13 protein-coding genes are annotated in these 12,769 nt (G+C 73.2%); 3 read left to right on the top strand and 10 right to left on the bottom strand.

Annotation, left to right across the window (positions count from 1 at the left end):
- Positions 1-5: 5 nt before the first annotated feature.
- The 7 genes from VHA72_RS13630 to folP form a co-directional block, all read right to left on the bottom strand.
- On the bottom strand, positions 6-1,055 hold the full coding sequence (locus tag VHA72_RS13630) for a hypothetical protein (protein WP_325576106.1): 1,050 nt from the start codon (positions 1,053-1,055) through the stop codon (positions 6-8).
- Positions 1,056-1,077: 22 nt separating this feature from the next.
- Positions 1,078-2,169, bottom strand: a complete 1,092-nt coding sequence (locus VHA72_RS13625) for a hypothetical protein (protein WP_325576104.1) — start codon at positions 2,167-2,169, stop codon at positions 1,078-1,080.
- A gap of 82 nt (positions 2,170-2,251) precedes the next feature.
- Positions 2,252-2,866 (bottom strand): hypothetical protein, encoded by a 615-nt coding sequence (locus VHA72_RS13620; protein WP_325576102.1) that lies wholly within the window; start codon positions 2,864-2,866, stop codon positions 2,252-2,254.
- A 10-nt stretch (positions 2,867-2,876) separates the two neighbouring features.
- Positions 2,877-3,341 (bottom strand): DUF3180 domain-containing protein, encoded by a 465-nt coding sequence (locus VHA72_RS13615; RefSeq protein ID WP_325576100.1) that lies wholly within the window; start codon positions 3,339-3,341, stop codon positions 2,877-2,879.
- 7 nt (positions 3,342-3,348) lie between these two features.
- A complete protein-coding gene (folK, locus tag VHA72_RS13610; RefSeq protein ID WP_325576098.1) occupies positions 3,349-3,918 on the bottom strand; it encodes a 2-amino-4-hydroxy-6-hydroxymethyldihydropteridine diphosphokinase in 570 nt (189 codons plus the stop codon).
- The gene (folB, locus tag VHA72_RS13605; RefSeq protein WP_325576096.1) at positions 3,915-4,280 is read right to left on the bottom strand and encodes a dihydroneopterin aldolase; all 366 of its coding nucleotides are present in this window, start codon (positions 4,278-4,280) and stop codon (positions 3,915-3,917) included. The genes folK and folB overlap by 4 nt, the downstream gene beginning before the upstream one ends.
- Positions 4,277-5,113: a dihydropteroate synthase gene (gene folP, locus VHA72_RS13600; protein ID WP_524538599.1), complete on the bottom strand. Its 837-nt coding sequence runs from the start codon at positions 5,111-5,113 to the stop codon at positions 4,277-4,279. The genes folB and folP overlap by 4 nt, the downstream gene beginning before the upstream one ends.
- A gap of 65 nt (positions 5,114-5,178) precedes the next feature.
- Here folP and VHA72_RS13595 point away from each other — a divergent pair, with 65 nt between their 5' ends.
- Both VHA72_RS13595 and VHA72_RS13590 read left to right on the top strand, forming a co-directional pair.
- Positions 5,179-6,537 carry a polysaccharide pyruvyl transferase family protein gene (locus tag VHA72_RS13595; protein WP_325576094.1) on the top strand — a complete coding sequence of 453 codons (1,359 nt, stop codon included), beginning with the start codon at positions 5,179-5,181 and terminating at the stop codon, positions 6,535-6,537.
- Positions 6,538-6,579: 42 nt separating this feature from the next.
- Entirely contained in the window at positions 6,580-8,715 is a 2,136-nt protein-coding gene (locus VHA72_RS13590) for a methyl-accepting chemotaxis protein (RefSeq protein WP_325576092.1), read from the top strand.
- Here the strand turns inward: VHA72_RS13590 and VHA72_RS13585 are convergent.
- Positions 8,709-9,668 (bottom strand): GlxA family transcriptional regulator, encoded by a 960-nt coding sequence (locus VHA72_RS13585; RefSeq protein WP_325576090.1) that lies wholly within the window; start codon positions 9,666-9,668, stop codon positions 8,709-8,711. The genes VHA72_RS13590 and VHA72_RS13585 overlap by 7 nt on opposite strands.
- A gap of 71 nt (positions 9,669-9,739) precedes the next feature.
- On the opposite strand from VHA72_RS13585, the gene VHA72_RS13580 reads away from it, so the two are divergent.
- On the top strand, positions 9,740-11,014 hold the full coding sequence (locus VHA72_RS13580; protein ID WP_325576088.1) for an MFS transporter: 1,275 nt from the start codon (positions 9,740-9,742) through the stop codon (positions 11,012-11,014).
- Here the strand turns inward: VHA72_RS13580 and folE are convergent.
- Together folE and VHA72_RS13570 are read right to left on the bottom strand one after the other, a co-directional pair.
- Positions 10,995-11,573 carry a GTP cyclohydrolase I FolE gene (gene folE, locus VHA72_RS13575; RefSeq protein WP_325576086.1) on the bottom strand — a complete coding sequence of 193 codons (579 nt, stop codon included), beginning with the start codon at positions 11,571-11,573 and terminating at the stop codon, positions 10,995-10,997. The genes VHA72_RS13580 and folE overlap by 20 nt on opposite strands.
- Before the next feature lies 1 nt (position 11,574).
- A partial coding sequence (locus VHA72_RS13570; protein WP_325576084.1) for an ATP-dependent metallopeptidase FtsH/Yme1/Tma family protein occupies positions 11,575-12,769 on the bottom strand: 1,195 nt, incomplete at its 5' end.

Raw genomic sequence — 12,769 nt, 5'->3', positions numbered from 1 at the left:
GTCCCTCACCGCGCCAGCGTGAGGCCGAGCGCGAACTGGGCCGCCACCTCCACGTCAAGCATCGCGACCTCCGGTGCGGGCCCGTCCTCCGGGGTGGGTACGGCGGAGAGCGCGCCGAGATCGCCCAGCACGCGGACGCCGGTCTCGGCGATCCGGGAGGCGATCGCGGCGCCGCGCTGGTTGGCCTCCTCGACCGCCCAGGCGGGCAGGGTGAGCCGCGGCTCGCCGGGATCGCGGTCACGCCGCTTGAGGTGGTCGCAGACCGGGCCGGTCATCCGGTGCCGCTCGGCGCGCGGCATCCCGGCCGCCGCCCCGAGCACGTGCCACTGCCGGATCAGCTCGACCTCGGCGGCGGTCAGCGAACGGTTGGAGCGGACCTCGCGGTCGGCCAAGGTGCCGCGGGCGACGCCGAGCAGCCGCTCGAACGACTCCGGCAGGAAGCGCCGGTCGGCGCCGTCGACCACCAGCACGGTGAGGTTGTCGTAGCCGACCAGGTCACCCCAGCGGCGTACCTGCTCGTCGAGCCGGTGCCGGTGCCAGAACAGCCGGGTCTTGACGTCGTCGCGGCGACCGAGCACGCCCTCGACCCACGGCCCGAACGGCTGGACGGTGACGCCCCGCTGCACGAACTGCTGGTACTGGCTGGGCAGCAGATGGGCCAGCGGCCGGGCCGAGACCACGACGTGAACCCGCTCGGCGGGGGCCAGGTCGGCGATCACGCGGGCCGCCCCGGCGTCGTCGGCGTTGGCGAAGCTCTCGCTGCTGAAGATGCGGCGGGCGAAGCGGTGGTCGTTCAGCGCCGCGCTGACGTGTGCCCACAGCTCGCGACCGACCGCCTCACCGCGCCGCGGCCTGGATCCGATGGCGAACCTGGCAGCGTCGGCATTATGGCGAGCCCGGCTGGCGTAGAGGACGCCCTGGGAGGCCAGCTCGGCGCGGGCCTGGTGGCAGGCGTGCTGCAGCGCGGTGGTGCCGGTCTTGTGCGGTCCGATGTGGAGAAGCGCGGTGCCGGCGGGCACGGGCGCAACCGCATGGCGGTCGATGGAACTGAGCACGCCGCGACACTAGGGAACCGGCTTACGCGTCGCCTGTCGCGAGCCTGGCAGCAACCTGGGCGTCGCTGTGAAGCGCCAGCCCGACCGCGAAGTCGGCGGCCAGCCGCGTGTCAATGGCGCGGACAGGCTCGGTGATCGCGCCCGGCCGCGCGGTGGCGGCCGAGAGCCGGCCCAGGTCGCCGACCACGCGGGCACCGCTGGCCGCGATGCTCGTGGCGGCCTCGGCGGCTCGGGCGTTGGCCTGTTCGACCGCCCAGGCCGGCAACGCCAGCCGCGGCGCGGTCGGGCGTGGGTCGACGGCACGCAGCCGGTCGCAGGCACGCCAGGTCCATCGGCGTACCTGTTCGCGGTCGAGGCCCGCCGCGGCGCACTCGAGGTGCCACCGGCGGACCAGCTCGGTCTCGGCGGCGGTCAGCGACCGGTTGGCGCGCACCCGGCCGATCCGCTCGGCGAGGGTGCCGGGCCGCAGCGCGAGCAGCCGCTCGAAGGCCGCCGGCAGGAAGTCGCGGTCGCGGTCGTCGACGACCAGCACCGTGACGTGCTCCATCCCGACCACGGCGCCCCAGCGGCGCACGTGCGCGTCGTGGCTGTGCCGGCGCCAGAACGCGCGCACCGTCGGGACGCTCTCGTCGCGCGCCAGCACGGCCTCGACCCAGCGCGGGTATTCCGCCGTGGCCAGGCCGCGCTGCACGAACTGGCTGTACTGGCTCGGCAGTACGTCGGCCAGCGCCCGCACCGTGATCACCACCTCCGCCGGGCCGAGGTCGCCCACCACGCGGGCCGCGCCCTGGTCGTCGGCGTTGGCGAGGCTCTCGCTGCTGAACGCCCGCCGCGGCACGGAGGCGTCGTTCAGCCGGTCGCGGACCTCGCGCCACGCCGCCGCGGCAGCCTCGGCGGTCGCCTCGTCTCGAACAGTACGGCGCCCGATCGCGTGCCGGGCCGCCTCCGCGTCCCGCGAGCTGCGGGTCCCGGCGTACCGGACGCCCTGGGCGAGCAGATCGTCGCGGGCGGCGCGCAGCGCGTTCTGCAGAGCGGTGGTGCCGGTCTTGTGCGGCCCGATGTGGAGCAGCACGGATCCGGCCGGGACCGGCGCAAGCTCCCCGAGGTCGGACACGGGGCCCGACGCTAGGGCGCGCGCCTACGCCGGCTCTGTGCTCAACCTGTCAGGAACCTGTCAGCAGCCTGACCGAGCGACCTCAGGCCGACTGGGCGGCCCGCCAGGCGGCGTTCTCGGCGCTGCGCGCGGCCAGATCCGCACGCACCACGTCCAGCTCCTGCTCCAGCTCCGCGACCCGCACGATCGCCTCCGCGGCCCGGTTCTCGGCCTCGGCCAACCGCTCGCGCAGCGCGGCGGTCTCGATCTGGGCCTCCGCGGCGCGGCGAGCCTCCTCCGCGCGCGACTTCATCGCCTCGGCGGCGCGCTGGTGGGCGGCGGCGAGGGCCGCCTCGAGCTCGGCGACGGTCTTCTCCCGATCGGCGCGGGTCTGCTCCACCAGGCCGGTGAGGTGCTCGGTGTGGGCGCGGTTCTCGGCGATCCGCTCGGCGGTGATCGCCTCGTAGGCCTTCGCCTGGGCGGCGCGGTCGCGGTTGGCCTCGCGACGGCTGGTGACGAGCTCGGTGTGGGTGATCTTGGTGGCAGCCGCCCCCAGCACGACCGCGGCCACGGCGGCGACCGCGACCAGGGCCAGGGCGGAGGCGACGACGGCGCCGACGACCAGGACGGCCGCCAGCACGAGCAGCGCCACGGCGACGGTCAGCCGGGTGCTCCGCTGCCGTCGGCGTGTGACGGATGTTGCTGCTGGGGAAGTCATGGTCCCCACGTTAGGGCTCCGGGTCGTCGTCGTGGACGCGACACGCGCGCTCGAGAAGCACCCCACCCAGGCAGATCAGCCCGCCGAGCACCGCAGCGACCAGCGATCGCAACACCCGCTGGCCCGCCAGCGGGTCGCCTGCGATGCCCAGCCAGCTGACCGCGTAGCCCGCGTAGGCGCCGGCGATCAACGCGCCGACGAGGGCGCACGCGCGGCCCAGCACCAGCCGGTTGACCGCCCGGTGCGGCTCCAGCCGCTCGTGGTGGATCTGCACGCTGCGCCAGGTGGCCCACGCCGTACCGCACACGATGGCCGCCACCAGCAGCAGTGCCAGCGGCTGGAACCACGTCACCACCGGCGCGGTGCCGTGCCAGGACTCCAGCAGCGGGTGCAGCAGCCAGCCGCCGACGAGGCCGATGACCGCCCAGATGGTGAGAGCCGCCGCCGAGACCGGCCGCAGCCGGCCGGACGTCACGACAGGCTCACTCGAACTCCAGGACCAGATCGTCGCGCCGTACCACGCCGTCCTCGCCGGCCTGCTCGAGCAGCTCGCGGATCGGGCCGCGGCCGGGGATCTCGGCGTCCGGCTCGATGTCGGCCCAGGGCCGCAGCACGAACCCACGCTGGTGGGCGCGCGGGTGGGGCAGGATCAGCGACGGGTCCTCGCTGATCCGGTCACCCACCACGATGATGTCGACGTCGAGGGTGCGCGGAGCGTTGGTGACGTCGGTGCGCTCGCGCTCGTAGGCGTCCTCGATCGCCATCGCCCGGTCGAGCAGGCGCGCGGCCGCCAGCGTCGTGTCGGCGGTGACGACGGCGTTGAGGAAGGCACCGGCGCCCTCGGGGCTGTCCACCGGCTCCGTCTCGTAGACCGGCGACACCGCCGTCACCCACACATCGGGAGTGTCGGCGATCGAGTTGACCGCACCCTGGAGATTGGCAAGGCGATCACCGAGGTTGGAGCCGAGCGCCAGGACCACCCGACGGATCGGGCGCATCTCCCCGGTGAGGGTGTCGGCGTCGACGATGTGCGGGTTGGGTACCTCGGTCACGCATCTGCCCTTCTCGTGATCGTCAGCGCGACGTCCGAGAACGTCGCGTCGATGGGTGCGTCCGGCTTGTGAACCGTGACACGCACCCATTCAACACGGGCATCCAAGAGGCAGACGTCCGCGATGCGCTGGGCGAGCGTCTCGATCAGGTCGACCGGATCACGCTCCACACTGGCTTTGACCTGCGCCACGAGACTCCCGTAGTCGACGGTGTCGCGCAAGTCGTCCGAGGCCGCGGCGGGCGCCGTATCGAGGCCGAGCACGAGGTCGATCACGAAGATCTGGCCCTCGCGACGCTCGAACTCGAAGACCCCGTGATGGCCGAAGCACTCGATGCCGCCGATGGTGAGTTCGTCGGTCACCGGCTGTTCCTCTCGCTCATCCGCTCATAGACCGCCAGCGCGTCCCGGGCCGCCCGGACGTCGTGCACGCGGGTGCACCAGACGCCGGCCTGGGCCAGCAGGACCGTGATGGCGGTGTGGGCGCTCTCCCGCTCCCCGACCGGGCGCGGGCTGCCGCCGGGCCTCGCCAGCAGCCGGCCCAGGAACGCCTTGCGGCTGGCTCCGACCAGCACCGGCCGGCCCAGGTCGGCGATCCGGTCCAGCCCGCGCAGCAACTCCCAGTTCTGCTCGGCGGTCTTGGAGAAGCCCAGCCCGGGGTCGACCACCAGCCGCTCGGCCGCGATCCCGACCGCCAATGCCGCCTCCAGCCGGGCGGACAGCTCGGTCCGGACGGTCTCGACGACGCCGTCGGCGTACTCGGTGAACTGCTGCATCGTGGCGCCGTGCGCGCGCCAGTGCATGGCGACGTAGATCGCCTCGGAGTCGGCGACGACCTCCAAGATGCGTGGGTCGGCGAGGCCGCCCGAGACGTCGTTGATGACACGGGCGCCGGCCGCGATCGCCGCCTCCGCCACCTCCGCTCGCATGGTGTCCACGGAGACGACGGCGCCGGCGGCGGCCAGCTCCTCGATCACCGGTACGACGCGGGCCAGCTCCTCGGTCACCAGCGGCCGGGTCGCTCCAGGTCGGGTCGACTCGCCGCCGATGTCCAGCAGGTCGGCGCCGTCGGCGAGCAGCTCGCGGCCGTGCGCCACCGCGTCGTCGGTGGCCAGGAACCGGCCGCCGTCGCTGAACGAGTCGGGGGTCACGTTGACCACCCCCATCACCCGCGGACGACCGATCGGCGTCAGCAACTCAGGCACGGCCCCGAACCTACCGGAGTTCACTGCCGCCCCTCACGGCATGGGATGCTGCCGCGGTGACCCGCATCCTGCTGCGCGCCGGGAAGGACCCGTTCGACGTCATTCCCGCCCACGACCGGCGGGCCTGGCACGCGGGTGGGTTCTTCGCCACCAACACCGGCAACCTGCTCTTCGGCGACGCCGTGCACCGGCTGCTCAGCGTGCCGGGGGCCGAGATCACGGTGGACGGCTACGCCACCGAGCGCACCGAGCACACCGACGCGAGCGCGGCCGCGATCCAGGAGCGGTACGACCACGTCGTCCTGCCGCTGGCGAACGCGCTGCGGCTGGAGTGGGCCCCGGTCCTCGACCGTCTCTCGGCGCTGATCGAGCGGCTCACCATCCCGGTCACGGTGGTCGGCATGGGCGCCCAGCTGCCGTTGAACGACCTCACCGCCCGGCTGCCCGCCGAGGTGGAGGCCGCCCAGCGGCGCTTCGTCCGCGCCGTGCTGGCCCGCTCGCCACGGATCGGCGTCAGGGGGCAGGTCACCGCCGACCACCTGGCCCGGCTCGGCTTCGGGCCTGCGCACGTCGAGGTGATCGGCTGTCCCTCGCTGTTCCTGCGCAGCTCCTCGCCGCGAGTGCGCGACGAGCGCGCGGTCGGCCCGCTGGGGCCCGAGGACGGCGTGATCCTCACCGTCGGCACCACCACCAAGCCCGAGGTCCTGCCGTTCATCGACCGGGCCGCCGAGGAGTTCCCGCACCTGGTCTACGTCGCCCAGCGCGAGTACGACCTCGCGCTGCTGCAGTGGGGCCGGGACGCCGCCGGGCTCGACCCCCGGCTGCCCGCCAACCGCGACCACCGGCTCTACCGCGAGGACCGGATCCGGCTGTTCCTCGACTCCCGTGCCTGGGTGGACTTCGCTGCCGATCACCGGTTCGCCGTCGGCACTCGGCTGCATGGCAGCGTCGCCGCCATCGTCGGCGGGACCCCGGCCGTCATGGTCGCGCACGACTCTCGCACCCTCGAAGTGGCCGACTACCACGCGATCCCGCACCGCACGCTGCCGTCGGTGCCGGTCGACGCCGGCGTGGCCGACCTGTTCGAGCTGGCCGACTACGACGCCTTCCACGCCGGCGTCGCGGAGCGCTGGTCACGGCTGACCGGGTTTCTCGACGAGGCAGGGTTGGCGCACGTCGGATCGGCCGGCAACAGCGAGTACGACGAGCGCCTGGCGGCGGTCGTCCCCGCACCGGCGGTGACGACCATGCGGGCCCCGGGCGAGGAGGGAATCCGCCGGATCGAGGACCGGATCTCCGCGCTGCAGCAGGCACTGGCCGCGGAGAGCCGCTGGTCGCGACGGCGCATCGAGCGACTGCTCGCCCGCCGTACTCCCGCGCCGCCCGCGCCCCGGGGACTGTTCCGGCGGCGCTGATTTTCGGCTTGGAATGAGCGCGCGCGTGCCGATTCCGGGAGCGTGACAACGCTGTTCGAGTCCAGCCCGGCCGCCGACGTGCAGGTCCCCAGCCCGCGCCAGGCCGAGCCGTCGGTCGCGCCCCGGCACCAGCGACCGCACCTGCCGACGTTCAAGCCCTCGCACGCGCGCCGCCCCTCGTTGCGCAAGCGGATCACGCTCACCCAGCGGCTGTGGGCGATGATGGCGCTGGGCGCCGTGGTGCTGGCCGTGGTCACCACCGTCACCGCGATGAAGGTGGCCAACGTGGAGCACCTGGCCTCGGTGAACCGCACCGGCGCCCAGATCTCCAGCAAGCTCAACGCGGGCTACGAGGAGTGGCTGCTCCAGCGCACCTTCACCGGCGTGTACGTCGAGACCGTGGTCGGCGGCTCCAAGGCCAACTCGACGTTCGCCAAGAACATCTACGACGTCGCCGAGACGCACTACAAGACGGCCCTGGAGAAGTACCGCACCGCACTCAGCCTCGACACCGGCGGCTACGCGCACGCCTACCTGCAGAAGATCATCACGCAGACCACCGAGTACCACTCCTACCTGATCGGCATCCAGGAGGCCGCCACCGCCGGCAACACCAGCCTGATGGCGCAGTTGGACCACCAGGCGAACAGCAACGACGGCGCCGCCATCGACAAGACGTTCAACGATGCCGACGACTACATCGACGGCGTGGTCGACGACCAGGTCAGCTCGATCCACGATGCGGTCGACTCGCTGCGCCTGATCACGCTGCTGGTCTCGATCGCCGGCCTGATCCTGTTCGTGCTCGCCGGCTACGTCGTGGTCCGCGCCATTGCCCGGCCGCTGCGCAAGGTGGTCGACTCGCTGCGGGCCATCGCCGCCGGCGACCGTACGCGCCGGGTCGACCACGACCACGCCGACGAGGTGGGGGCCATCGCGGTCGCCGTCGACCAGGTGATCGCCGCGCTCGACGCCGGTGACGCCGCCGCCCGCCAGGCCGAGGAGGAGCGTCACGCCCGCGCCGAGCAGGAGCGGCGTGCGGTGGAGGAGAGGGCCCGGCTGGAGCGCGAGGCGGCCGCCCGCGAGGCCCAGCTGGAGCGCGAGCGGCTCGAGGCGCGGCGGGTCGAGGAGGAACGCGAGCGGCAGCTCGCCGAGGAGCGCGCCGCCCAGGAGCGGCAGCGGTTCGAGGCCGAGGCGGCCCAGGCCCGCGAGGCCGCCCAGGCCGCGGCCGAGACCGCCGCCCGGGTCGAGGTGCTCAAGAACTACCTGGCCGGCGTTGCCGCGGGCGACCTGACCCGCGAGCTCAGTCTGGACGGCAGCGACAACGTCGGTCAGATGGCCGACTCGATCCGCGCCTTGGTCGCCTCGCTACGCGGCAGCATGGCCCGGATCGGCCAGACGGCGGCCTCGGTCGCCGCCGCCTCCGAGGAGCTGTCGGCGGTCAGCACCGACATGGGCCGCAGCGCCGAGGACGCCGCCAACCGGGTCGGCAACGTGTCCGCCGCGGCCGAGGCCGTCTCCGCCAACGTGCAGACGGTGGCCACCGCCGCCGAGGAGATGAGCGCGAGCATCGCCGAGATCGCCCGCAACGCCACCCAGGCCTCCTCAGTGGCCTCCGAGGCGGTCGCCCGGGCCTCCTCGGCGACCAGCACCGTCGAGGCGCTGGGCACCTCCTCGGCCGAGATCGGCCAGGTCGTCAAGGTGATCACCGCGATCGCCCAGCAGACCAACCTGCTGGCCCTCAACGCCACCATCGAGGCGGCCCGCGCCGGCGAGATGGGCAAGGGCTTCGCGGTGGTCGCAGGCGAGGTCAAGGACCTCGCCGCCGAGACCGCCAAGGCCACCGACGAGATCGGCCGCCTGATCGAGGCGATCCAGCGCGACAGCTCCGGCGCCGCCACCGCGATCACCGAGGTCGGCGAGGTGATCAACACCATCTACGAGATCCAGCTGACCATCGCCGCCGCCGTCGAGGAGCAGACCGCCACCACCAACGAGATCTCCCGCTCGGTCACCGAGGCCGCCCGCGGCACCAGCGGCATCGCGCTGGACAGCGCCGAGGCGACCAACGCCGCCGGCGCCACCCGTGCCGGCGCGGCCGGTACGGCGGAAGCGGCCGTCTCCCTCGCCGGCCTGGCCACCGAGCTGGACACGCTGCTGCGGCAGTTCTCCTACTGAGCAGCCGCCCGGAACGCCCGCCGGTACGCCGACGGCGAGACGCCGACCCGCTCCCGCAGCCGCTGCCGCAGGGTGGCGCCGGTGCCGAGCCCGGCCCGCTGCGCGACCGCGTCGACCGGTAGGTCGGTGGTCTCCAGCAGGGAGCGGGCATGCTCGACGCGTTGTTCGGTCAGCCAGGCACCCGGCGAGTGGCCGGTCTCCTCGCGGAAGCGCCGGTTGAACGTCCGCACGCTCATCCGCGCCTGAGCCGCCAGGGCGGCCACATCCAGCGGCCGGTCGAGGTGGGCCAGCGCCCAGGCGCGGGCCTGTCCGGTGCCGGAGGAGCCTGCCACCGGCACCGGCCGCTCGATGAACTGCGCCTGACCACCGTCGCGCCAGGCCGGGACGACGTTGCGGCGGGCGGCCTGGTTGGCGACCGCCGCCCCGTGGTCGCGTCGGATCAGGTGGAGGCACAGGTCGATGCCGGCGGCCAGGCCGGCCGAGGTGAGCACGTCGCCGTCGTCGACGAAGAGCCGGTCCTCGTCCAGCAGCACCCGCGGGTAGAGCCGGCGGAAGTTCTCGGCGTACCTCCAGTGGGTCGTCGCCGGTCGCCCGTCGAGCAGCCCCGCGGAGGCGAGCACGAATGCGCCGGTGCAGATCGAGACCGTCCGGGTGCCGGGCCGCACCTGCGCCAGCGCCGCGCGCAGCGCCGGGTCGAGGACGCCGGACCAGGCCGGCGCGAAGCCGGTGCCCGGCACAACCACCGTCTCGGCCTCGGCCAGCGCCTCGGGTCCCGCGGCCGGCACCATCGCGTAGCCCGACCGGGTCGGCACCGGCTCCCGGCTCAGTCCGGCGGTGGTCACGTCATAGAGTCCGCGGTCGGCCTCGTCGACGGCGCTGCCGAGCAGCTGCGGCGGGATGGTGGCGTCGAAGCCGACCACCGGCGGCAACAGGAGTACGACGACCCGATGCATGGCAGGATTCTTTCACATCATGGCAATCCTGCCACTGGTGAGTGGAGATGGTGCCGGGAAGACTCTGCGGCGTGAGGTTCCATCGCGCCTGGGTCATCGCCGCCGTGACGTTCCTGACCATGCTCGGAGCCGCCGGCTTCCGGTCGGTGCCGAGCGTGATGATGGACCCGCTGCATGCTGACTTCGGCTGGTCGCACGCGACCATCGGGGCGGCGATGTCGGTCAACATGACGCTCTTCGGGCTGATGTCGCCGTTCGCCGCCTCGCTGATGGACCGCTTCGGCATCCGGCCGGTGGTGGCGGTCGCGCTGACGCTGGTGGCCGCGGGCAGCGGCCTGACGGTGTTCATGTCCTCGGCGTGGCAGCTCCTGCTGCTGTGGGGCGTACTGGTCGGCGTGGGCACCGGCTCGATGTCGATGGCGTTCGTCGCCACCATCGCCACCCGCTGGTTCGTGGCCCGGCGCGGGCTGGTCAGCGGCGTCCTCACCGCGGCCAACGCCACCGGTCAGCTCGCCTTCCTGCCACTGCTGTCCGGGCTGACCGTGCACCACGGCTGGCGCACCGCGTCGGTCGTGGTGGCGGTTGCCGCCGCGGCCGTCATCCCGGTCGCGCTACTGCTCCTGCGCGACCACCCCCACGACCTCGGCCTAGAGGCGTACGGCGCCACCGCGGCCGACCCGGGCCCGGCGAAGGTGGTCGGCGGCGGGGCGGCCGCGGCGGTGGCGGCGCTCGCGGCCGGCGCTCGCAGCCGGGTGTTCTGGCTGCTGGCCGCCAGCTTCGCGATCTGCGGCGCGACCACCAACGGCCTGATCGGCACCCACTTCATCCCGGCCGCCACCGACCACGGCATGCCCCCTACCACGGCGGCGTCACTGCTCGCCCTGGTCGGCATCTTCGACATCGGCGGCACCATCGCCTCCGGCTGGCTCACCGACCGGGTCGAGCCGACCCTGCTGCTGTTGATCTACTACCTGGGCCGCGGCGTCGCGCTGCTCGCGCTCCCGTCGCTGCTCTCCCCGCGGACCGAGCCGTCGACGCTGGTCTTCGTGCTGTTCTACGGGCTCGACTGGGTCGCCACGGTGCCACCGACGGTGGCGCTGTGCCGGCGGCACTTCGCCTCCCGGACCCCGGTGGTCTTCGGCTGGGTCTTCGCCGCCCACCAGCTCGGCGCCGCGGCCGCGGCCAGCGCGGCCGGCTGGGTGCGTGACGCCACCGGCACCTACGACCCGGCGTTCTACGCCGCGGCCGGGCTGTGCGTGGTCGCGGCGGCACTGTGCGCCCTGGCCGGCAGCCGGGCCAACCGGGCCGACGCGCCGGAACCGGCGCTCAGCGCGTCGGTCGGTTGATCAGCGCCATCGCCTCGGCCCGGGTGGTGGCGTTGCTGCGCATGCTGCCGCGCACCGCCGAGGTGATGGTGCGGGCGCCGGCCTTCTTCACCCCGCGCATCGTCATGCACAGATGCTCGGCCTCGATCACCACGATCACGCCGCGCGCCTCGAGCAGCTCCATCAGCGCGTCGGCCACCTGGGTGGTCAGCCGCTCCTGCACCTGCGGCCGCTTGGCGTAGACGTCGACCAGCCGGGCGAGCTTGGACAGCCCGGTGATCTTGCCGGTCTCGGCCGGGATGTAGCCCACGTGCGCGACGCCGGTGAACGGCACCAGGTGGTGCTCGCACATCGACCACAGCTCGATGTCACGCACCAGCACCAGTTCGTCGTGGCCCAGGTCGAAGGTGGTCGTCAGGACGTCCTCGGGCTGCTGCCACAGGCCGGCGGTGAGCTCGGCGTACGCCCGGGCCACGCGGGCCGGCGTCTCCAGCAGGCCCTCCCGCTCGGGGTCCTCCCCGATGGCATAGAGCAACTCGCGAACGGCGGCCTCCGCGCGCGCCTGGTCGAAGTGACCCATCTCAGTCGTGCGGCAGGTCGGGGCCGCCCGACGGCGGGGTGACACCCGGGTCGCCGTGCACGTCGCCGCCGGAGCCCGGCGGGGTGAGCACCGCGCCGGGACGGGGCTGGTCGTGACCGTTGGCGGCAGCGCGGTCGCGGACCTCCTGCGGGACCTCCACGGCCGGGATCGCCGACGGCTTGCGGGTCGGCGAGCCGGTCCACGCCGGACGCTGCGGGCGACGGCGCAGCGGCTTGAAGATCTCGGCGATCTCGTCCTTGCCGAGCGTCTCCTTGTCCAGCAGCGCGAGCACCAGCGCGTCCAGGACGTCGCGGTTCTCCTCGAGGATGTCGAAGGCCTCCTGGTGGGCGTTGCCCAGCAGCAGCTTGGTCTCCTCGTCGACGATCGCGGCGACGTCCTCGGAGTAGTTGCGCGAGTGGCCCAGATCGCGGCCCAGGAACGGCTCGGAGTTGGAGTCGCCGAGCTTGATCGCGCCCAGCTTCTCGGTCATGCCGTACTGGGTCACCATCGCGCGGGCCAGGTTGGTGGCCTTCTCGATGTCGTTGCCGGCGCCGGTGGTCGGGTCGTGGAAGATCATCTCCTCCGCGGCCCGCCCGCCCAGCATGTAGGCGAGCTTGTCGAGCATCTCCGAGCGGGTCTGGGAGTACTTGTCCTCGTCGGGCATCACCATGGTGTAGCCCAGCGCTCGGCCCCGCGGCAGGATCGTGATCTTGTGCACCGGGTCGTTGTGCGGCAGCGCCGCCGCGACCAGCGCGTGGCCACCCTCGTGGTAGGCGGTGATCAGCTTCTCGTGGTCGCTCATCACCCGGGTGCGCTTCTGCGGTCCGGCCACGACGCGGTCGATCGCCTCGTCGAGGTTCTGGTTGGTGATCAGCTTCTGGTTGCTGCGCGCGGTCAGCAGCGCTGCCTCGTTGAGCACGTTGGCCAGGTCGGCACCCGAGAAGCCCGGCGTACGGCGAGCGACGGCCATCAGGTCGATGTCGCTGGCCAGCGGCTTGCCGCGGGAGTGGACCTGGAGGATCTGGAACCGGCCGGTCAGGTCGGGGGCGTCCACCTGGATCTGGCGGTCGAAGCGGCCCGGCCGGAGCAGCGCCGGGTCGAGGATGTCGGGCCGGTTGGTGGCCGCGATCAGGATGACGCCGCCGCGGACGTCGAAGCCGTCCATCTCAACCAGCAGCTGGTTGAGGGTCTGCTCG

This window comes from Nocardioides sp. (genome assembly GCF_035547795.1).
Classification (GTDB): Bacteria; Actinomycetota; Actinomycetes; order Propionibacteriales; family Nocardioidaceae; genus Nocardioides.
This window is presented reverse-complemented; position numbering and strand designations above follow the sequence as displayed.

What these genes read in the sequence shown, in the direction of transcription:
- VHA72_RS13620 (WP_325576102.1), bottom strand. Translation starts at nt 2,866, where the DNA reads ATGACTTCCCCAGCAGCAACATCCGTCACACGCCGACGGCAGCGGAGC.
- VHA72_RS13585 (WP_325576090.1), bottom strand. Translation starts at nt 9,668, where the DNA reads ATGCATCGGGTCGTCGTACTCCTGTTGCCGCCGGTGGTCGGCTTCGAC.
- folE (WP_325576086.1), bottom strand. Translation starts at nt 11,573, where the DNA reads ATGGGTCACTTCGACCAGGCGCGCGCGGAGGCCGCCGTTCGCGAGTTG.